This window comes from Aquimarina sp. AWH4_224, from assembly GCF_056160245.1.
The window spans coordinates 31,768-53,868 of the sequence record NZ_JBSWWU010000015.1; the positions used below are offsets into that span (position 1 = coordinate 31,768).

General features: G+C 35.9%; 19 protein-coding genes. 7 read left to right on the top strand and 12 right to left on the bottom strand.

The features are described from left to right. Window positions 1–29: 29 nt before the first annotated feature. Complete coding sequence (locus ACXAGJ_RS22210) at window positions 30–674, bottom strand: flavin reductase family protein (RefSeq protein ID WP_474843050.1); 645 nt, start codon at window positions 672–674, stop codon at window positions 30–32. 123 nt (window positions 675–797) lie between these two features. On the opposite strand from ACXAGJ_RS22210, the gene ACXAGJ_RS22215 reads away from it, so the two are divergent. Then, a complete protein-coding gene (locus ACXAGJ_RS22215) occupies window positions 798–1,598 on the top strand; it encodes a class I SAM-dependent methyltransferase (protein ID WP_474843052.1) in 801 nt (266 codons plus the stop codon). Here ACXAGJ_RS22215 and ACXAGJ_RS22220 read toward each other — a convergent pair. The 9 genes from ACXAGJ_RS22220 to ACXAGJ_RS22260 all read right to left on the bottom strand — a co-directional run bounded on the left by ACXAGJ_RS22220 (window position 1,595) and on the right by ACXAGJ_RS22260 (window position 9,862). Beyond that, entirely contained in the window at window positions 1,595–2,959 is a 1,365-nt protein-coding gene (locus ACXAGJ_RS22220) for an aldehyde dehydrogenase (protein WP_474843054.1), read from the bottom strand. The genes ACXAGJ_RS22215 and ACXAGJ_RS22220 overlap by 4 nt on opposite strands. Then, window positions 2,956–3,954 carry a sterol desaturase family protein gene (locus ACXAGJ_RS22225; RefSeq protein ID WP_073320985.1) on the bottom strand — a complete coding sequence of 333 codons (999 nt, stop codon included), beginning with the start codon at window positions 3,952–3,954 and terminating at the stop codon, window positions 2,956–2,958. Before ACXAGJ_RS22225 ends, ACXAGJ_RS22220 begins: the two co-directional genes overlap by 4 nt. Before the next feature lie 133 nt (window positions 3,955–4,087). Next, complete coding sequence (locus ACXAGJ_RS22230; protein WP_474843056.1) at window positions 4,088–4,516, bottom strand: VOC family protein; 429 nt, start codon at window positions 4,514–4,516, stop codon at window positions 4,088–4,090. Between the two features lie 22 nt (window positions 4,517–4,538). Continuing rightward, window positions 4,539–5,498: a YybH family protein gene (locus tag ACXAGJ_RS22235; protein WP_474843058.1), complete on the bottom strand. Its 960-nt coding sequence runs from the start codon at window positions 5,496–5,498 to the stop codon at window positions 4,539–4,541. A gap of 84 nt (window positions 5,499–5,582) precedes the next feature. Further along, complete coding sequence (gene rluF, locus ACXAGJ_RS22240; protein WP_474843060.1) at window positions 5,583–6,443, bottom strand: 23S rRNA pseudouridine(2604) synthase RluF; 861 nt, start codon at window positions 6,441–6,443, stop codon at window positions 5,583–5,585. Window positions 6,444–6,506: 63 nt separating this feature from the next. Then, a complete protein-coding gene (locus ACXAGJ_RS22245) occupies window positions 6,507–7,346 on the bottom strand; it encodes an alpha/beta hydrolase (protein WP_474843062.1) in 840 nt (279 codons plus the stop codon). Then, the gene (locus ACXAGJ_RS22250; RefSeq protein WP_474843064.1) at window positions 7,343–7,711 is read right to left on the bottom strand and encodes a cupin domain-containing protein; all 369 of its coding nucleotides are present in this window, start codon (window positions 7,709–7,711) and stop codon (window positions 7,343–7,345) included. The genes ACXAGJ_RS22245 and ACXAGJ_RS22250 overlap by 4 nt, the downstream gene beginning before the upstream one ends. 9 nt (window positions 7,712–7,720) lie before the next feature. Then, a complete protein-coding gene (locus tag ACXAGJ_RS22255) occupies window positions 7,721–8,287 on the bottom strand; it encodes a hypothetical protein (protein ID WP_474843065.1) in 567 nt (188 codons plus the stop codon). A gap of 39 nt (window positions 8,288–8,326) precedes the next feature. Continuing rightward, the gene (locus ACXAGJ_RS22260) at window positions 8,327–9,862 is read right to left on the bottom strand and encodes a helicase HerA-like domain-containing protein (RefSeq protein ID WP_474843067.1); all 1,536 of its coding nucleotides are present in this window, start codon (window positions 9,860–9,862) and stop codon (window positions 8,327–8,329) included. A 121-nt stretch (window positions 9,863–9,983) separates the two neighbouring features. On the opposite strand from ACXAGJ_RS22260, the gene ACXAGJ_RS22265 reads away from it, so the two are divergent. Both ACXAGJ_RS22265 and ACXAGJ_RS22270 read left to right on the top strand, forming a co-directional pair. Continuing rightward, the gene (locus ACXAGJ_RS22265; protein WP_474843069.1) at window positions 9,984–10,418 is read left to right on the top strand and encodes a RidA family protein; all 435 of its coding nucleotides are present in this window, start codon (window positions 9,984–9,986) and stop codon (window positions 10,416–10,418) included. Between the two features lie 69 nt (window positions 10,419–10,487). Further along, on the top strand, window positions 10,488–11,117 hold the full coding sequence (locus tag ACXAGJ_RS22270; protein WP_474843071.1) for a 7-carboxy-7-deazaguanine synthase QueE: 630 nt from the start codon (window positions 10,488–10,490) through the stop codon (window positions 11,115–11,117). Window positions 11,118–12,856: 1,739 nt separating this feature from the next. Here ACXAGJ_RS22270 and ACXAGJ_RS22275 read toward each other — a convergent pair. Continuing rightward, window positions 12,857–13,390, bottom strand: a complete 534-nt coding sequence (locus ACXAGJ_RS22275) for a DUF2911 domain-containing protein (RefSeq protein ID WP_474843073.1) — start codon at window positions 13,388–13,390, stop codon at window positions 12,857–12,859. A 263-nt stretch (window positions 13,391–13,653) separates the two neighbouring features. Here ACXAGJ_RS22275 and asnB point away from each other — a divergent pair, with 263 nt between their 5' ends. Further along, entirely contained in the window at window positions 13,654–15,336 is a 1,683-nt protein-coding gene (asnB, locus tag ACXAGJ_RS22280) for an asparagine synthase B (protein ID WP_474843075.1), read from the top strand. A 123-nt stretch (window positions 15,337–15,459) separates the two neighbouring features. Here asnB and ACXAGJ_RS22285 read toward each other — a convergent pair whose 3' ends face one another. Then, a complete protein-coding gene (locus ACXAGJ_RS22285; protein ID WP_474843077.1) occupies window positions 15,460–16,632 on the bottom strand; it encodes a M12 family metallopeptidase in 1,173 nt (390 codons plus the stop codon). A gap of 422 nt (window positions 16,633–17,054) precedes the next feature. Between ACXAGJ_RS22285 and gyrB the strand changes: the two genes are divergently transcribed. The 3 genes from gyrB to ACXAGJ_RS22300 all read left to right on the top strand — a co-directional run bounded on the left by gyrB (window position 17,055) and on the right by ACXAGJ_RS22300 (window position 22,033). Next, window positions 17,055–18,995, top strand: a complete 1,941-nt coding sequence (gene gyrB / locus ACXAGJ_RS22290; RefSeq protein WP_073321021.1) for a DNA topoisomerase (ATP-hydrolyzing) subunit B — start codon at window positions 17,055–17,057, stop codon at window positions 18,993–18,995. Window positions 18,996–19,036: 41 nt separating this feature from the next. After that, a complete protein-coding gene (locus ACXAGJ_RS22295; RefSeq protein ID WP_474843080.1) occupies window positions 19,037–20,935 on the top strand; it encodes an outer membrane protein assembly factor BamB family protein in 1,899 nt (632 codons plus the stop codon). A gap of 96 nt (window positions 20,936–21,031) precedes the next feature. Beyond that, window positions 21,032–22,033 (top strand): DUF6588 family protein, encoded by a 1,002-nt coding sequence (locus tag ACXAGJ_RS22300; RefSeq protein ID WP_474843082.1) that lies wholly within the window; start codon window positions 21,032–21,034, stop codon window positions 22,031–22,033. Window positions 22,034–22,101: the final 68 nt, after the last annotated feature.

Here is a 22,101-nt window from a genome sequence, read left to right on the forward strand (position 1 = left end):
GTAAATTTTAGTAAAGAAAAGTAAGATGCTTATTGCTCTTTTAAAAGAGATCGTGTTTCTTCGTTAGGTTTTGCATACTGAAATCTATCCAATACCTGTGGTAATGCATAACCATCCAAGCCGATACATGATACTGTTTCAGCTTTGTCCAGTTGCACCCAACCATCAGGATGAATGATTTTTTCGTCCATATATATGTGTTCAATCCCACCAATTATTAATAAAGTATCATTTTCTTTGATATGGTATTCATTAACGTATTTACATCCTAGCTGTATAGGACTGTTTTGTACATAAGGAGCAAAAAAATCGTCAATATAGGCTTCATTAAGGGCGGTTTTGTCAAACTCAGAAACGTCTGCTTCGTATTTTGCTGCAGTATGATGTGCATCTTTAATGAAATCTTTATGGACCTGATTTACGGTAAAGAACCCGGTTTCTTTAATGTTTTTATAGGTGTTTCTGGGAACTGTTGTAGGTCGTAGAACAAAACCCAACATGGGTGGATTACTACCAATATGAATGATAGAATTAAAGATGGCTACATTAGTGTTGTCGTCTTTTCCTTTGGTACCTAGTAGATTACAAGATTTATAACCAGTACAGCTATTGATTAGATTTGCTCTAAATCTGGATGGCATAGCCGTAAGGTCTTGTAAGGTATAGTGATTCATGGTATATTGCAATGTGAGTTGATACTAAAAACTCAAAACTACTGAAAAAGTAAGTACAATCACAAGTTTGCCTGTATCGCTTTTGGGAGACGACAACCAATAAAACATAAAATTCAAGCAATCATGTCGGATACATTTGACAAGTATTTTGAAACCAACAGACAAACCTGGAATGAAAAAGTAAATGTTCATGCGGGTAGTGCATTTTATGATTTGGAGGGGTTCAAAAAAGGAGCAACTTCGTTAAATCAATTTGAAATCGATGCATTAGGAGATGTTTCTGGAAAATCTCTATTACATCTTCAATGTCACTTTGGGCAAGATACGTTGAGCTGGAGTAGGATGGGAGCAAGGTGTACAGGGGTAGATATCTCTGAAAATGCTATCGAATTGGCCAGAAAATTAGCTTCAGAATTAGAACAAGATGCGTCATTTGTATGTTGTAATGTATTGGATACTTCGTCACATGTCAAAGAAGTGTTTGATATTGTATTTACAAGTTATGGAGTGATCGGTTGGCTTCCCGATTTACAACCTTGGGCAAACATGATTGCAGAGCGTTTACGGCCCGGAGGAACCTTTTATTTGGTAGAATTTCATCCTATTGTGTGGATGTTTGATTATCTCCAAAAAGAACCTGTGATACGATATGGATACCATCAAAAGGAAGCAATTTATGAGGAGTATCAAGGAACGTATGCCGATACTGATTCTAGTATGATCAGTAAAGAGTATGGGTGGAATCATGGATTAGGCGAAGTCATTTCATCTTTAACCAAGGCTGGTCTAAAGATTGAGTATCTGCAAGAGCACGATGTATCTCCTTATGAAATTTTTCCAAATCTTATAAAGAATAAAGAGGGGATGTTTGAAATGAGTGAGAAACTCTATCCGCTTTTATTTTCGGTAAAGGCAACCCGTTAACCCACAAGACGCTTTAGCCACTTTAATTTTTTGCTACTATACGGAGCATATTTTAGGTCTAGTTCTACCCAAAATGGTTTCTGAAGCACACTTTTATAATGAGAAAAAGCTTCAAAACCATATTTGCCATGATAGGTCCCGATACCACTTTCTCCAACACCTCCAAAAGGAAGTGTCTGTTCGGTAAAATGCATAACTGCATCATTTACAGCTCCACCACCAAATGAAATTTCATTTAAGATCCTTTTTTTGGTAGCGCTATTTTTGGTGAATACATAAAAAGATAACGGCTTTTCAAATTTCTTTACACTCTCTATGGCTTCATCTATAGTTTCAAAAGTGAGTATGGGCATGATAGGGCCAAAGATTTCTTCCTGCATCACCTTGTCTGTATATGCCACATCAGTTAAAACAGTAGGAGGAATCACTCTTTCTTCTTTGTTTCCTTTACCACCAATAAAGATCTTATCCTCATTGATGAGGTCATTAAGACGATCCAGGTTTTTTTCGTTAATGATTTGAGTATAGTTATCGTTATCGACGTGATAATCTGATTTTTCGATATACTTTTTGATTGCCGCTAAGAATTTGTCTTTTATAGTAGCATCAACTAAAACATAATCTGGAGCAATACAGGTTTGTCCTGCATTGAGATATTTTGCCCAAACTAATCGTTTAGCCGTCATATCGATATTTACATCCTTTGTTATTATTGCCGGACTTTTTCCTCCTAGCTCCAAAGTGACCGGTGTTAGGTGTTTTGCAGCGGCTTGATACACAATTTTCCCTACAGAAACACTGCCGGTAAAAAACATTTTATCAAAACGAATCTCTAGTAATGCTGTGGTTTCTTTTATACTACCTTCTACAACTTTAAACAGTTTTGGATCAAAATTCTGATTGATTAACTGCGCCATTACTTCAGAAGTTCGGGAAGGCACTTCACTTGGTTTTAAAACTACAGTGCATCCCGCGGCAATGGCTGCTATTGCTGGGCAAAGAGATAATTGGTACGGGTAATTCCAGGCACCGATGACCAGAACAGTACCATAAGGTTCGGGAATAATATAACTCTTACCCGGAAGATTAGCCAAACCGGTAGAGGCTCTTTTCTTTTTTGCCCATTTTTTAACCTTTACCAGTGCGAGATCAATTTCATGATAAATAATTGATAGCTCTGTAAGGTAGGTTTCAAATTCGGATTTTTTGAAATCCTGGTATATAGCTTGATAAAGTAGCGTTTCGTTTTGTTTTAAAACGTTTTTTAATCTTTTTAACTCTTGAATTCTGAAAGAAATATTTTTGGTTGCATTCGTATTAAAAAAATTACGTTGCTGATCTACTATTTCTTGATAATTCATATTTCTACTTTTTCAAGGTTTTTATGACTCGCTTTTTCTCGAATTACTTCCTTTTTTGGTGAAGCTTGTTTCTTTTGAAGCTCAAGTTCTCGTTGCATTTCTTTTACAGTAAGAGTACTTCCATCGTGACTCCATCCCGGAGGTCCAAAAATGTACATGAATTTATGATACCAGTTTTTGGATTTTTTGGTGTCATTCCAGATGTCTCTATATTCATGAGTAAGTATTACCCATGGGTTGTAAGAGTTAGGTGCATGTGTTACTCCATATTGTACGTCAATATTTTCGTCTAATTCTTTCCAGGTATTAAACATTTTGTCAAAAATATTGAGAAACCCTCCGTGATTCTTATCCATGTATTCCACATTTTTGGCATGGTGTACTTGATGCATCGTATGTGTATTGAATATCTTTTCCAAAAAGCCAAGCTTAGGGATGTATACTGAATGCAGCTGAAATTGCCATAAAGCTTCAATTCCTAAACACACCACTACCATTTCTGGAGGAAAACCTATTGCAGGCAGCCACATATAGAATAAGGGTTTGTACAAAATAGTAAACCACCCATTGCGCACAGCGGTACCCAAATTAAAATTATCGGACGAATGATGGACAATATGTGCAGCCCAAAGCGCTCTAACCATGTGATTTTGTCTATGAAACCAGTAGTAGGTAAAATCATCTAGTAATTGACAGACTAACCAAACATACCAGGCATATCCAAAGGACTCCCATCCCATAATATTAGTTCGTACACCATCAACCAGTGGATTAAAAAAGTCATACACATAGTTGAAAATAACAATAGCCGAAATAGTTTTGATTAGTGGAGCAAGTAATGCAGATCCTACACCCATAAACAAACTGGCACCTAGATCTTTCCATTCATAGAGATCTTTTTTGCTATGATCATGAGTTTTGCTGTAGGTTAGCTCTAATAAAATCAATCCTAAGAAGCAGGGTACTCCATAGACTAAGGGGTTGGTAAAATCCATTCTTTTTTTGTTCTTATTGAATAAGGGCAGAATATAGTGAGATTTTTTAGCAATTCTTTAACATTTTTGAATGAATTGCTAAAAAGTTGTAGTTTTTTATCATTTTTAACCTGCTTTTTTGTTTTGTTTACCTTTATTTGGCAAAAATTTGCTCTTTATGTTTAAAGGCTTTGAACTCTAAAGCATTTCCACAAGGATCATACAAGAACATGGTAGCTTGTTCTCCTACTTCTCCTTCAAAACGAATGTAAGGTTCGATAACAAAAGTGATATTCTTAGAAGCTAACATTTTGGCCAGGTTTTCCCAAACATCCCACTCTAGAATGATTCCAAAATGGGGTACAGGAACGTCTTTACCGTCAACCTGATTGCTATGCGCTTTTTCTTCCTCAGATTTTGGCTTATAGTGTATCACTAACTGATGTCCAAAAAAATTGAAATCCACCCAGTGATCGCTACTACGACCTTCTTCTAATTCAAAAATATCATTATAGAATTTTCTGGCTTTCTGTAAATCGTCTACAGGGATGGCTAGATGAAAAGGAGATAAAGTATGATTCATAGTAAAAATTGAAGTATTTGTGTTAATCTTTGATGGTATTCCAGATATCGAGGTACATTTTCCACTGGTTGTTTTCTTTTTTCCATACCACCACGTATTTGCCTTGATAACTAATTTCGGTACCATCGGCTCTTTTGTTTTTTCCTTTGTAAATCCCATAATCATGTGCGGTATTATTCAAAATCACGATTTCTTCGGGAATGATTTCGTGTGCAATAGGAGTGTAGCTGTCGGCACCCCCAGACCATCGCTTTTTGATGGTTTCATATCCTTTGATAATAGGCGTGTTATTGGGAAATATTTTGGCATCTTTGGTATACGCATTCGCAATAGCTTCAAAATCTTTCTTTACATACGCAGCGGAAAAAGATTTTGCAGCATTGCGGATTTGGTCTTCATCAGATACCTTCTCAGTATCCTTTCTCTTTATACAATCAATTTTCCAGGTGGGATAAGAAAAGGACTCATTGGTATTTACCCATTCTCCTAACCATTTAAACCCTTCTTCGGTAATATCATAAAAATTGATTTTGTAATATCCCTCCATTCCATTAGGAGCTTTTTGTTCTTTGTACAAAATGATTTTATCATCTTTTTTATTTCCTTCCCAGGCAGAGAGCACCGGAGTAGGACCACTAGAAGAATAATAATGCACGTACCATTTGCTACTATCCTGGATAAATTGACGAATACTACCAGAATGTTTCCCATCTTCTTTTAGTGTTTCATCCTGAACGGCCATTCCGTTCATGATATATTTAAATTCCCAAGTCATTGTATTTGGAGCTGCCCAGGATTGATCTTTGTTTCTGGTTATCGAAGTACAATCACAAATCCCGATCATCGGTTGGAAATCCATAATTTCTTTAGGTGCATCAGGATGAGGTTTTCCAAATGGGTAGGCTTCAGAGGGTTCGTTTTCATATTGCCCCCAACAGGCTATAGAAATCAAACCAACAAATAGTATGATTAGATGTTTCATCGGTTAGCATTTTAAGTGCACAGATGAGTAATTTACTTAATTTATCAGCAAATTGTTTTTAGGAATCAGAAAATTAGGATTTTGTTAACGGCTATTTCTTCTGCGTTTTCTCCTATGGTCGCTGGAAGTATTTCTTTTGGAAGGAGCAGAAGCATTGTTTTTACGGTACATATTTCGTTTTGGCCTTGATTGCTCTTTGTTTTCCTCAAATTTTGAGGCTTCTTCTGTTTTGCTGGAATCCCCTACATCTTTGTTAATGTGTTGCAGTTCCTCTTCTGTAAAATATCTCCACTTTCCGACAGGAACATCCAGAGTAATATTCATGATTCGAATCCTTTTCAGGGATACTACATCATAGCCCAGATATTCGCACATCCGTCTAATTTGTCGATTAAGCCCCTGCGTAAGTACAATTCTAAAAGTAAACTTGCTAATCTGTTCTACCTCGCATTTTCGAGTAACTGTATCCAAAATAGGAATGCCATTTCCCATGCGTTTGATAAATTGAGGATTGATCAATTTATTGACAGTAACTATGTACTCTTTTTCGTGATTGTTACGAGCTCTTAAGATCTTATTTACAATATCTCCATCACTGGTAAGGAAAATTAGGCCTTCACTGGGTTTGTCGAGACGACCAATTGGGAAAATACGTTTTGGATAATTGATAAAATCAATAATATTATCCTTTTCATTTTGAGCGGTGGTACAAACAATCCCTACCGGTTTATTGAAGGCAAGATATACGTGTTTTTCTTTAGGTTCTGTTATAAGATCACCATCAACGCGAACTTCATCATCTACAGCTACCTTGGTTCCCATCTCCGGCACTTTGCCGTTGATAGTAACTCTACCTTGCTCAATTAATTTATCAGCTTCACGGCGAGAGCAATATCCTACTTCGCTCAAATATTTGTTTAGTCTGGTAAGTTTAGCATTTTCCACACGGCAAAGGTAATTATTAAATTCTATTACCGGTCGGATTTTGGCTTTGGATCAAAAAGATGTTTAGCTTTTTAGAAAAGTAATAATCATATCGTCTACTTCTTCGTAAAACAAAGAGTGGCCATAATTTTCGGTGGTGATAAACTGGGATCCTTTCCAACTTTGAGAAATAGCAACGGCTTCATTATAAGGAGCTATATCGTCATATTTGTCATGAATGAGCAATCCTTTTTTATCTATGGAAGTTGCAAATTTTGAAACCGAAAACTCTTCGAAATAGAATCCATATTTGTTTTTAAAAAAGTCATCCAAAGCTTTCATGAATTTTGAAGATAAACGAAGTATTCCTTGAAATTGTCCCATGATTCTTTCTAAATCCGAAGGTGGTGCTAGAATAATGAGTTTATTGATCTCTTGATCAGGATATACGTATTGATGATAAAGTGTTGTCATGCCACCTACCGAATGTCCCATAATATGATCAGGGCGATACAATTCGACCATCTTTTGAAGACATTGGGTGTAAAAAGGAACGCTCAGTATTTTTCCGCTAGAATATCCATGTGCTGGAGCATCAAAAGCAACCACGTTATATCCTTTTTCATGTAATTTCTCAATAATTCGTTTCCAACGATGAGTATTGCTTTCCCATCCGTGTACCACAAGAACGGTTTCTCCCATGTTGGCCCATCTGTAGGACTGTACATAAATGTCTTCTACGGCAATAACGGCATCTTCTGCTTCATCAAGAAAATCTTCTTGTTCTGGTAATACTTTACCTTTTCGAGGGGTACAAAATAGGACGTAGGCCTTATTTAGTGCCTTTTTGGGAGAGAAAAAGAATAATAACTGGAGATACTTTCCAATGAGTAAAGGTGCGTATTTTTTAAATTTTTCTCTCATTCATCTTCTCGATGTACAGCTTCCATAGAAAAAGCAGGAAGACAAATGGCAATATACTCACATTCTTCATCAAATGGGTTAGCATATTGAATTCTTGTATTTTTTTCAATTTTGATGGATTGCCCCGAATGCAATATTACCTTTTCGCCTTCGATGGTAAATTGTTTCTTACCTCTTATGATATAAGTGTATTCATCAAATTCTGGTGTTTGAAAAGGTTCACTCCATCCAGGAGGAGCAATCATATGTGCAATGCTAATTTGCGAATTACCATCGGTAGCCCTTCCAAAATGCTCTTCGATAAGCTTTCCGTCGGTAGTAGGAACAACAAATGGCGTTTTTTGAATATGATATTTTTTACTCATTCTATAATTTTAATGTTCGCTCCAACTAATCCAGAAATGCTTAATCTTTGCAGTGTCGGGAATGTCTGAAACCGTAATTTTGGCGTCCGTCGAGTTTTGAAACGTTACAGGTAATTCTTTTTTATCAATGGTAAAATAGGCCTGAATACTATCCACAAAGATAACTGCTGTGCTTAAGGTATTATTGATTTTTGAAATAGCATAATTATCCTTAATGCTTTTGAAAGTACTTCCCGAAGATAAGCCAGAAGCTGTTTTATATCTGGCGTCTATAACCTGAATGTTCTCTATAGTTGAAGTGGGATCTGACTCGTCTTTGGCTTCGAGTACCAAAAGTTTTGCACCTCCTTTTTCATAAATTTCAATTTCGTTGGATTTGCTCAAAAATTGATTTCCAGCTTTACGATTAGCAATAGAATCATCGGCAAAAATCGAATCTAATTGATTCAACTGTATCTCATTGGTCAGTAACCCAACTCTGTTTTTAGCAATTTCAAACGGGTCTGGTTGAGATTCTTTTTGACATGAGGTCAAAAGGATTAGAAATACGATGATTCCAAAATATTTAGTAGTCATAATTGTGTGAATTGAATAATTATGTATTGTTAACGTAAATTATTTCAATAACTTATTTAATACTCCCAAAGCTCCTCTAATAAAAGTAGCACTGGTTAATACTTTTATTACTGCTTTTTCGGTCGCGCTGGACCTTCTTTGACTAGAGCGAGAACTCGAAGAGCTTCTTTTCAGCTTTTCTCTTTCTTTTTTTGCGGCGGCTTTGGCTTCTTCTGCTTCTGCTTTTTCAATTTTTTCATTTAGCAATTCATAAGCGCTTTCCCGATCAATTTCTTCGTTATACTTACTGCTTAGTTCAGATTTTTTTAGCAATGCTTTCAGCTCGGCAGGTGTCAATATATCCATTCTACTCATTGGTGCTCTAAGCATGGTTGCAGCCAATGGCGAAGGTCGCCCTTTTTCATCAAGAGCCGATACCAGGGCTTCACCAATTCCCAAAGAAGTCAATATTTCTTTGGTATCATAGAATTCTGAAATTGGGTAGTTTTCTGCGGTAAGTTTGATCGCTTTTCTGTCTTTGGCAGTAAAGGCACGAAGCGCATGTTGTACCTTCAAACCTAATTGCCCTAGAACTCCGTCAGGGACATCGGTCGGGTTTTGCGTTACGAAATACAGTCCCACACCTTTGGATCGAATTAATTTTACAATACTTTCGATTTGGTCCATTAAGGCATTCGAAGCTTGTTTAAAAATTAAGTGTGCCTCGTCTAGAAAAATAACTAATTCTGGTCTGTCACTATCTCCTTGTTCAGGAAAAGTACCATAAATTTCAGCTAGTAAACTCAACATAAATGTAGAGAATAACTTAGGCCTATCCTGAATATCGGTAAGTCTGATAATGTTGATAATTCCTCGACCGTTGTCATCTACTCGACACAGATCCTGAACATCAAAAGATTTTTCTCCAAAAAACAGATCGGCTCCTTGTTGTTCTAGTTCTACAATTTTTCTCAAAATGGATCCGGTAGAAGCGGCAGAAATACGACCGTAATCTTTTTCTAGTTCTTTTTTACCTTCACGAGTAGCAAATTGGAGTACTTTTTTGAGATCTTTCAGATCCAGAAGCGGAAGTTTATTATCGTCACAATACTTAAAAATGATCGAAATGATTCCTGCCTGTGTTTCGGTTACATCTAAAATTCTGGATAATAATACTGGTCCAAATTCGCTAATAGTGGCTCTCAGTCGAACACCATCTTGCTCTGATAAAGAAAGTATTTCTACTGGAAAATCTTTGGCTTCAAAAGGAATTTTTATTTTATCATGGCGTTCATCAATTTTAGGGTGACCCGGGCTAGCTGCAGCAATACCACTCAAATCTCCCTTGATATCCATTAATAAAACTGGTATACCTTTTTCGCTCAGGTTTTCTGCTAGAACTTGTAACGTTTTTGTTTTTCCGGTACCTGTTGCACCAGCAATTAACCCATGACGATTTAAGGTTTTTAAAGGAACTTTTACATGTGCATCACCAATTGTTTCTCCATTCAACATGGCAGCTCCCACGGTTAAAAAATCTCCTTTTGTTGTGTATCCTTGATTTATATGATCAAGAAATGCCTGATGATCGCTCATAGTAGATGTAATTTTTGATAAAAATAGGAATCTTAACTTTTCTATTGAAATTATACGCTATTTTTAATCAGAATTAAAGAGCTACAATCATCTACATTAAGACACTACTATGAAAAAAATCATGTTTTTACTTTTAACGACTGTATTATTATGTGCTTGTCAAACTAACACCTCTGAAGCAGTAATTTTTCATGAAACTCATGAGCCCAAGAAGGCAAATGCTCCATTTTCGGACGCGGTACAAGTAGGTAATATGTATTTTTTATCGGGACAGGTAGGAATGGATCATACTTCACGCAAATTGGTGTCTGGAGGCATAGAAGCAGAAACCAAACAAACTCTGGAAAATATTAAAGCAGTGTTAGCACAGCATGATATGGAAATGAAAGATGTGGTGAAGTGTACGGTAATACTGTCGGATATCAAGGATTTTTCTACATTCAATGGGATTTATAAGACTTATTTTCCACAAAAGCCCGCTCGCACTACTTTTGCAGCCAAAGACCTTGCTGTGGGGGCAAAAATAGAGATTGAGTGCATCGCTGTAAAAAAATAGAGAGGATCTCAAGAATCCAATTCAAGTAATTTGATATAATTCTTTTATGTTGTGTACCTTTGCACCCTTATGCAAAAGAGTACACAGGAATTAGTAAATCTGGGAGAAATGCTTCCTTTGATGGAGGAGTTCTACACGATTCAGGGCGAAGGGTACCACAAAGGTACTGCTGCCTATTTTGTTCGTATAGGCGGATGTGATGTAGGATGTCATTGGTGTGATGTAAAGGAAAGCTGGAATGCAGAGCTTCATCCACCTACACAAACCGATCTTATCGTAAACACTGCATTGAAGTATAGTGATGTGGTAGTGGTTACAGGAGGAGAACCTTTAACATGGGATATGACATTGTTAACCAAACGACTGAGAGAAGGAGGAGCAAAAACACATATCGAAACTTCTGGGGCTTATCCGGTAAGTGGTAAATGGGATTGGATTTGTCTTTCACCAAAAAAAGTAAAACTACCGGTAGCTGAGATTTATCCGTTGGCAGATGAGTTAAAGTGTATTGTTTATAATAAAAGTGATTTTGCCTTTGCAGAAGAACAAGCTTCCAAAGTTTCGGAAGACTGTATATTGTATTTACAGCCAGAATGGAGCGTAAGAGAAAAGATGATTCCATTGATCGTTGATTATGTAATGAAAAACCCTAAATGGAAAGTTTCTTTACAAACTCATAAATATTTGAATATTCCATAACAAAAATCCTAGGGAATTACGGTTTTCCTTTTTTTGTTAAAAAATACAAGTAATTGAGAACTATAAGTTTATGGTTAAACCATAGCTATAAGGGAAATTTCCCTTGAACTGTATGTGGCTCGCGAAAGAAAAACCTTACTTCTTATTTTTTCTGTTTCCTTGTACAAACGTATTTTATCCCTTGTTTTAAGTTTTGTAACGAAAGTTTAATTTTTAGTTAACACCAAACTTGACTGCAATCTTTTTGAGTCTTAGCTTTACATAACTATTTTTAAATCAGAGGGCTATGAAACAATTTTACACTATTTTTGGATTACAATTTAAAACGGTAATGGGCTTTATCAGCGAGTTACCCGGTGCATCAAAATATGCAATGCGTAGATAATAATAAGATTTATATCGTACGGTATAAGTCTTATTAATGTCTATGGGTTAAGGCACTATATGTAAGGAGGTTAGTATTTTACTAACCTCTTTTCTGTAGGAAAATTCAATATTTTTTTGTAGGATCTTTTTTATAGACATGCACTTATCGTAGCAATCGTGTGGTTCGTCAAAAAGTCAAAACATACTTTTTAATATCCTTTACATTCTCGAATGGATTAATTAAATTTAATACCAGTTAAATTCTAAATCATTCACACATGGATAAGTTTTTTAGAAATATCTGGTTAGGTATAAAATCTTTTATAGGTTTTATCAAAGACCTTCCTGGAGCTTCTGGTAATGCAATGCGTCATTAGGAGTTCGTAAGAAGCCAGATTTTAAGAATAAACAAAAAGTTTACAAACAAAAATAATGAAGAGACTATCCCCAAATGGTGTAGTCTCTTTTTTTATAAAATTAAAATGTTTTTGGTTGTCAAATTATAGAGTATTTATATACGTTACATCAATTTTGATGTAAAAGAACGATATGTTGAGGGAAAGAAGAAGTTTTACAGAAAAGCTTAAGAAGCATTAAGGGGAAAATACCCCTAAATATTGATTAGTTTGCGTAGGATATTTCTTCAAAAATTAACTTTAAAAATGTTTTATAATGTAGAACGGCGATGTATATAGAAGTATGTCTAAAACTCGTCTTTATAAATGTTAATTTTTTCACCCCCACAGTCAACGGTAGTATCTTTGTTTAACAAATTACAAATCAAAGGATTATGAAGTTATTTTACGGTATTTTGGTAATTGATTTGAAAGCTTTAAAGAATTTCTTGAAGCAATTGCCATCGGCTTGCAGTAATGCAATTCATAGATAATGAATTTTCGAGTTTTTTCGAGAATAGGGGAAAGTGAAGATTACGATTTTGTAAATATATAATTATGGAATTTGGGGAATTCACCCCATTTTCCTTGTAAAAAACGATAGTATTAACCGGGGAAATTATAGTCAATAAAATTTTTTGTGCTTGTTGTCGATAAAATATTCGGTTATATCTAAAAATATTGAAAATTATTGATTGCCAACTAATTGAGTGGTATATTTGTTTAACGTTAATTTAATATAGAGATATGGGGCTATTTTACACTAAATTCAGATTAACCTTTAGAATTGTAATGGAATTTCTAGGAGACTTACCTGGAGCTTCAAGTCATGCAATCCATAGGTAAGCGAAAAAAGAAATCATTATCCTTAATGTGCAAAGGATAATCCAAATCATTAATTTAGGGCATAAATTAAAAAGAAAACAGCTTGATATCTCAAGCTGTTTTTTTATTCGTTATTGTATATAATCTAATGGATTACATATAAAAAGGTACTTCTACGCGAGTTGCATCCCAACCCATAACCATATGATATCCTTTATCTACTTTCTTAAAAGCGATAGAAAATACTTCTAGGGCATCTCCTGACGAAGCTGGTACTTTAATTCTAGCAGCATCCTTTCCTTGATCATAAGAGTATGCACCCCAGCTGTCAAGATCAGAATTTAGAATAATAGTCCATTCTTTGTCACCAGGAATAGTAAATAAAGAGTAAGTTCCTGCTTTTACAGTTTTATCTCCCATTTTTACATCCTGGAAAAACTTGATCTCTGTAGCTTCGTCAGCACCAGTTCTCCATACTTTGTCATATTTTACTAAGTCTCCAAAAATAGTTCTTCCCTTTTTTTGTGGTCTACTGTATACAACTTTAATTTCTGGCTTAGCACTTCTATCTGCTTTTGCATAAGCGATATCCGTTGGACTTTTCTGTAATCCAGCAAATTTTTGGGCATTTACGGTAGATAATGCCCCAATAAACATAATAGCAATTAGTAAGAGTGATTTTTTCATAATTCAAATTTTATTAAAAACAATATAGTCGTAAAGATATACGCGAACTTATAAGCTAAATGTTAATCCAGTCTATAAATTGTGTTAAAAGTTTATTGTGACAGTTTGATAGTGTAATAAGGTAAAATCATAGTTTTAAGTTACATTTTTTATGTTATTTTTAATTTTTTTATTTCATATTGTTATTGTTTTAAGTTTAACTGTTTACATTTTGTTACTATATGCTCACCTTTGGTATGTCATTAATAGAAAAAAGAAAAATTATGTGCGGTATTGTTTGTGCTTTTGATTTAAAGCAAGAAGCTGAGGTGTTAAGACCTCAATTATTAGAAATGTCAAAAAAGATTAGGCATAGAGGACCAGATTGGAGCGGTATCTATGCAAATGATAAAGCTATTTTGGCTCATGAGCGTTTGGCGATTGTAGATCCTGTATCAGGAAAGCAGCCATTGTTTAGTGAAGATAAGAAGTTGATTTTGGCGGCCAATGGTGAAATTTACAACCATAGAGAATTACGTAAACAATTTGAAGGGAAATATAATTTCCAGACAGAGTCTGATTGCGAAGTAATTTTAGCCTTATACAAAGAAAAAGGACCTGATTTTGTAGATGAGCTTAATGGTATTTTTGCTTTTGCTTTGTATGATGTTGAAAACGATTTGTACATGGTAGCTCGTGATCATATGGGGATTATACCATTGTACATGGGGTGGGATAAAAATGGAACTTTTTATGTAGCTTCAGAGCTTAAATCCTTAGAAGGGGTATGTACCAAAATTGAGTTGTTCTCTCCAGGACACTATTTATTTAGTAAAAATACAGAGTTGACTAAATGGTATATAAGAGATTGGACAGATTATGAAGCAGTAAAAGAAAACCAAACCAGTATAGATGAGGTGAGAGAAGCCTTAGAAGCTGCAGTTCATAGACAATTGATGTCAGACGTTCCTTATGGGGTGCTGTTATCTGGAGGATTAGATTCCTCGGTGACTTCTGCAATAGCTAAGAAGTATGCGGATAAAAGAATAGAATCTGATGATGCAGATGCGGCTTGGTGGCCAAGATTACACTCCTTTTCTGTTGGATTAGAAGGATCTCCGGATCTTGCAGCAGCCCAAAAGGTAGCCGATCATATTGGTACAGTGCATCATGAAATTAAATTTACAATTCAGGAAGGATTAGATGCAATAAAAGATGTGATCTACAATCTGGAAACCTATGATATAACCACCATTAGAGCCTCTACGCCAATGTATTTGATGGCGAGAGTCATCAAATCAATGGGAGTAAAAATGGTGTTGTCTGGTGAGGGTGCAGACGAAATATTTGGAGGATACTTATATTTTCATAAAGCACCAAATGCTCAAGAGTTTCATGAGGAGACAGTTCGTAAGCTAAGTAAACTTCATATGTATGATTGCTTGCGAGCTAACAAGTCTCTGGCTGCTTGGGGAATCGAAGGGCGTGTACCGTTTTTGGATAAAGAATTTATGGATGTAGCCATGCGTATAAACCCGCAAGATAAGATGATTAACGGCGAAAGAATGGAAAAATGGGTGATCCGAAAAGCTTTTGAATCCTATCTTCCGGAAAGTGTGGCATGGAGACAAAAAGAACAGTTCTCTGATGGAGTAGGGTACAGCTGGATAGATACTTTGAAAGAAGTGGTAGAAAGAGAAGTTTCTGATGAGCAAATGGCAAATGCACATTTTAGATTTCCTATACAAACCCCTCAAAATAAAGAAGAATTTTACTATCGTTCGATATTCGAAAGTCATTTTCCTAGTGATGTTGCAGCCCTAAGCGTGCCTCAAGAAGCATCGGTAGCTTGTAGTACCAAAATTGCTTTAGAATGGGATGAAGCTTTTAAAAACATGAATGATCCTAGCGGAAGAGCCGTAGCTAACGTTCACGAAGAAGCTTACGAGTCTGTAGAAGCAGTATAAGAAGAAATTGAAGAATTCAGTTTATTTGCTAGCTGAAAGTTGAGTTTAATTGAGAGTATAAAACCCTGAGAAGTGAGTCCTCAGGGTTTTATTTTGATTAATTAATTGTATAATGAAATTGATTTAGTTTCCGCATCTTCCTTGGTTTGCCCATCTAAAATTGCTCTGCAATTCGTATAAGAACCCTTGGTATGTTACTTCGTCTCCTGGGGAGTATCTTCTCGATCTGTTATAAGGCTCCACTCCTTCGCAAATATCAGCCGGATTAGGATTGGTGTTTTCGCATTGTCCAATACGATTCCATCTTGTAAAATCTCTTTCGTATAAAAAACCTTGATAGGTCACTTTGTCTCCAACATTATATTGTCTTCCTCGAACCCATTCTTCGACTCCGGCACAGATGTCGTTATCTCCGCCACCATCTCCACCGCCACCATCACCAGGATATACCTGATTGGTACCAGCAATATCTCCGGCAGACAATCTTGGTTGTCTTCTTGGGTGGGTAGAACCGTCCAAAAGGGTTATAGTTGGTTGACCGTTTTTACTAAATGTAAAAGCTCCGTACATCATGGTAGATTGGATATCAAAATCTCCTATCAATTGTGCGCTGTTACTTTTTCTAAACTGGCTTTCTGCTCCATCCTGAATGTTCTCAAATCTAATGATAACGTGATCATCCCTATCAGATCGGTTTTGCTCGTGAATGTATCCTAATGTATGACCAATCTCATGAATCATTACTACTTCGGTAGTTCTGGTACCTATGTTGATAGTTCCTCGATTACCTGCTACACCTAGAACTGCAGAACCACAATTACAGTTGTTGCCATTACTTCTAATAGTAACATAGTAGTTTTCATTGGTTCTTTCCTTAAAGCGAACATTGGTTTTTGTAGACCACTCTTGCATAGAGTTTCGTGTTACCTCCAATTGGCTCGATGATAAGCTATTGTCTAATACGTAAATAACAGTGTTATTTGGCCATTTACGTACACCACCAGCTAACCCCAGTTTTTGATCTTCGTCTGCACCAGGTTCTGGAGATTTGTTAAAATCTATTGCAGTATCTGTAAGTTGATCTTCTGTAAAGATCACATCATCATGCAGGTACAATCCTTCTCCCAGGTCTTCTACTTGAATAGATTCTCCCAAAAAGAATTTTTCAATAAGTTGAGGTTGTTCTCCTACGGGGTTCGGTAATTCTTCAAAGCTTTCGTTAGAACAGGAAGTCATAAATAGTCCCAGACTAAATAGCGATACCTTTGCTAAATTAATTAGGTTTTTCGTTTTCATTTTAAAGTTTAAATTATGGGTTTGTGTTTTGTTACAGCAGTGATAACTTGATGTTTCCTGCGGTTAGTACAAATCATCAGGTTAAAAAAAATCTAAAAAATGTTAATTATTCATAAGGTCTGAGTATCCGTAAGAGATGAGTGAGTAAGCGTAGATATCTGATGCTTTTTTTATCTTGTAAACTAGATTTTTTATTCTGATTTGAGGATAAATTCGAGGAGCTTAAAGAAATATTAAAATTTTTATAAAACCCGTTTAAGGGTGTTTTTATCGTTTTTAAGAGCTTTTTTTGTTTTTCTGGTATTTATCTTAACTAATTGTTGATAACTCTTTAAATCATCTTTGTGAAAACGCTTTTATCCTTTTAGTGTTTTTTTATCTTTGTTCGTTGACCAAAATTATCATAAAAATAAAGCTGGTTTATGAGCGAAGAACAAAAGAAAAGTAATTATTCCGCCGATAGTATTCAGGCGTTAGAGGGAATGGAGCACGTAAGGATGCGTCCGTCCATGTATATTGGAGATGTAGGAGTAAGAGGACTACACCATTTGGTATATGAGGTTGTAGATAACTCTATCGATGAAGCGTTGGCAGGACACTGTGATACCATCGATGTAACCATTAATGAAGATAACTCTATTACTACCAAGGATAATGGACGAGGGATTCCGGTCGGGATACACAAAAAAGAAGGAGTTTCTGCCCTAGAAGTGGTAATGACCAAGATCGGTGCGGGAGGTAAATTTGATAAAGATTCCTATAAAGTTTCGGGGGGTCTGCATGGAGTAGGTGTATCCTGTGTTAATGCATTATCGGATCACTTGCACGCGATAGTGCATAAAGAAGGTAAAGTGTGGGAGCAAGAATATGAAAGAGGAAAACCTTTATATCCGGTAAAATCAACAGGTGATACCGATTTTAATGGTACAATAGTAACCTTTAGACCCGATCCAACAATTTTCCAACAGACATTGGAATATAATTACGATACTCTTGCTAGTCGTATGCGTGAATTGGCATACCTCAATAAGGGGATTACGATCACCTTGACCGATAAGCGTCACCAGGATGAAGAAGGGAATAATGTATCTGAAATTTTTCATTCTCAAGAAGGACTAAAAGAATTTGTAAGATTTCTTGATACTAGTCGTAGTCCGATTATAGGTGATGTGATTTCTATGGAAGGAGAAAAGAATAATATTCCTGTAGAAGTGGCGATGATCTATAATGATTCATATGCAGAGAATCTTCACTCGTATGTGAATAATATCAATACTCATGAAGGAGGTACACATTTATCTGGGTTTAGGAGAGGACTTACGTCTACACTAAAAAAATATGCAGATTCTTCTGGAATGCTCGATAAATTGAAATTCGAAATTTCTGGTGATGATTTCCGAGAAGGACTTACTGCGATTGTTTCGGTAAAAGTAGCCGAACCTCAGTTCGAAGGACAAACAAAAACCAAATTAGGTAACCGTGAGGTAACTTCTGCAGTATCTCAAGCGGTTTCTGAAATGCTTGAGAATTATCTGGAAGAAAACCCTTCTGATGCTAAAACTATTGTAGAAAAAGTAATTCTTGCGGCACAAGCACGTCATGCAGCCAAGAAAGCTCGTGAGATGGTGCAGCGAAAAAGTGTGATGAGTATTGGAGGGCTTCCTGGAAAGCTTTCTGATTGTTCTGAGCAGGATCCAGCATTGTGTGAAGTGTTCCTTGTGGAGGGTGATTCTGCAGGGGGAACAGCAAAACAAGGTCGTGATCGTATGTTTCAGGCAATTCTTCCGCTTCGTGGAAAAATCTTGAATGTAGAAAAAGCGATGCATCATAAGGTGTTTGAAAATGAAGAAATCAAGAATATTTTTACAGCTTTAGGTGTTACTATTGGAACAGAAGAAGATAGTAAAGCGTTAAACCTATCAAAACTACGATATCACAAAATTGTAATCATGTGTGATGCCGATGTTGATGGTAGTCATATTTCTACCTTGATTTTGACATTCTTTTTCAGATATATGAAAGAGCTTATTGAAGCTGGACATATATATATAGCGGCACCACCTCTATACTTAGTGAAAAAAGGAGCTAAAAAGCAGTATGCATGGAATGATGATCAACGAGATCAAATTGTTAGAGAATTTGGTGAGAATTCCAAAATCCAGCGATATAAGGGTCTTGGAGAGATGAACGCAGAGCAATTATGGGATACAACTATGAATCCTGAATATCGAACGCTGCGTCAAGTTAGTATTGATAATCTTACCGAAGCAGACCGTATTTTCTCGATGTTGATGGGAGACGAGGTGCCACCACGTAGAGAATTTATAGAGAAAAATGCGGTGTATGCAAATATAGATGCTTAGTTTTACAGTTGAGATCTAATAATTAATCTAACACACTAACTATGAAATTTTATAGAACTACGCGCGTCTTTTTGTTGTTCGCGTTTATTTCAGTCATTTCCTATGCTCAATTTCAACAGCCAAGTTCGGTGGTGAAATTGAATGAAAGTGCTAAAGAATTGCTATTGAATGATGTAACCGGTTATATTGTAGTACTAACCGGTAAAAGTTACTCGGGAATAGATACCAGTACCAATAAAAAGGTTTGGGAAAAAGAATTTTCTGCATTTTCATTTATGTCTCAAGTCCTTACAAATGGAGGTATTAGCTTAGACATGTTTTCTTCAGAAAAGACAAAAGTACTTTCTAACGTACAGGATACTCCTTATATGAATATCGATTTGGGAGGCGCTTTTCTAGTGATCAATACATTCAACGGAGAGTTGGTATTTGATTCTGGTAAAGTAAATGGTACTGTAGAAAATATTGGCTTTTTACCAGAGAAACTAGCGTTTCTGATCGATACAGAGCATAATCAACAACTATACGTATCCTTATATTCATTAGAGGATCAAAAAATAGCATGGTCTACCAAAATAGGAGAGAAGTCTTCTTTTTTAAAATGGCTTTTTGATGCACAAGCTAATCGATCAAAAGTAGATGGAGAGTTTGGATATATTCCTAGAGGAAACTCTATTTATAAAATTAACTTGTCGTCTGGTGAGATCGTATGGAAGAGTGATAGCGAAAGAAAAATTTCTGAGTTCCTAATTACAGAAGGTGGAAAAAATATCATTACGCTAGAAAAAGGTAAAGGACTAGGTGGTGCTCTTGGAACAAAACAAAACTTAAATGTTTTGGATCCGCAAACAGGAAAATTTAACTGGGATAAAAGTATCTCGACAAAATCTGTAGCTTTTATTCAAGATTTAGGAGATGAGTTTATCTTTGCGCACTACAACGGATTTAATAAATACAACTACAAGACCGGCGAAAAAGCATGGAAAAAAGATCCTAGAGGGAAAAGGTTTTCTGATGTGATTTTACTGGAAGAAGGATATTTATATACTGCGGGTAACGAAATGTTATTGATCGATGAAAACGGAGAGAAGAAATGGAAAAAATTCATTGAGATCTCCGACAACAAAGAGGATAATGTTTTTGTTCTGCAAAAGATTAAAGGAGATAAGGTAATGTACGTGACCAGTACCTATGCAAATCTTGTGGATATCAAAACAGGAAAGCGTATCTGGAAAAAGAATTTGAAGTTTAACGAGAAAAGACCAACGCAAGTAGCTTATGATGAAGCTACCGATAAGTTTATCGTATATCACGATGAGGAGTTTTTTGCGCTTACTTCTGCTTTAACTGAACGTCCAGACCCTTTAACGGAGTTAAAAATCAAAAAAGAAAAAGATATCAATAATCTTGAGATAAGAGATAAGGGATATTATCTAAGTGGTTTAGGTGAAGTAGCCTATGTTGACAAAGCTGGAAAAGTACTATATCAAAAATTCTATAAAGAACCAGGTGGTTTTGGTAGAGGATTGGCAAAAGTTGGGCTTGGAGTAGCAGCGGTTGGTGCAGATATCGTAGCTAATACCACTTTGGAAACTGTATCTACAGATAGAAATGGAAATACAGTAAGAACCTCTTCTCCTGCTTTTGGTAGTAACGAAAGAGCTGTAGCTGGAGATGTACTTGGTTTTGCAGATGCAGAATTGGCGGTTATCAAAAGAAGATTTGATGCCACTAGAAATTCAGAGAACTTCGGTTTTTTCTTCTCTAGAGAAAAAGATCAGCAGGAAGAAAATGCGAAAGTATTGGTGAAACTAGAAAAGGATACGGGTAAAGAAGTATCTAAGTATCAATTTTCGAATAACAGACCAGAATATACTATCGATGGCTTGACAGGAACTGTATATTATCTATATAAAAATGAAATTCAAGTATTTGAATAAAACTTAAAGATATACATCATAAATATTTGATTAATCCGTTACATGACAAGGTGTAGCGGATTTTTTTTATATTGCAAAGCCTTTAAATCATAATTCATGAAAAAAACCATTCTAATTTTTGTGTTGTTTTTCAATGGCGTTTTGTTTTCCCAAACGGATATTGATCAGATTCTCGAAATTGGTGTTGAAAACGCTCAACGATTTAGTGAAGATTATTTTGCTCCTGCTGGAGAAGCTTTGATAAATGCAATGTCTAATGGCTGGTATACCACTGCGGAAACCAAGAAACTATGGCATTTTCAAGTAGGCTTTGTCGGGAATCTGTCTTTTGTGAGAGAAGATAAACAATCGTTTTTATTTCGTACAGCAGAATATACGGATATAACCCTTCCTGATGGATCTTTTAGTCAATTTGTTTCTTCGGCCTTAGGATCTAATTCTGGAGATATTACAGTGATTATTAATGAGGGTAGTGCATCTCAATTAGAGGTTACATTACCAGACGGTATTGGTAATTCGGATATTGGTTCGGTTCCTAGTGGGTTTTTACAGGGATCAATGGGGTTGATTAAAAGTACTGAGATAAAAGTTAGATTCTTACCTCGTATAAAGGCAGTCGAAGATGCAGAAATCCAGTTGTATGGAGTCGCTTTTCAGCACGAGTTTACAGATTGGATTTTTAGAACCAAACGATGGCCGGTAAGACTTTCTGCTCTTTTGGGATATACCAATGTAAAAGGGTTTTATGATTTGAATGGGGCAGGTGGAGTACCTGGTACCGGGCAAGAAGTAGAGCTCAATTCAAATTCCTGGTTGCTCACAAGTATAGTATCTACAAAAATGCCAATACTTAACTTTTATGGAGGACTAGGGTATTATTTTGGATCTAATGATGCAGATCTTTTAGGAACCTATCAAATACAAAATGGTCCTTTTGCTTCAGTAGAGGTAATCGATCCAATAAGTGTACGAACAAAAACAAAAGGGGTAAAGGCTACATTAGGAGCTAGAGTCGCTTTTGGAGTATTTAATGCTAATTTGGACTATAGCTTTCAGAATTTTAATAATCTTTCTCTTGGACTTCGTTTTGGATGGTAATTTAACTTTTTAATTGTGAATTATTTTGTTAAAGAATTCGTACTTTCGCGACTACAAAATAAATAAGT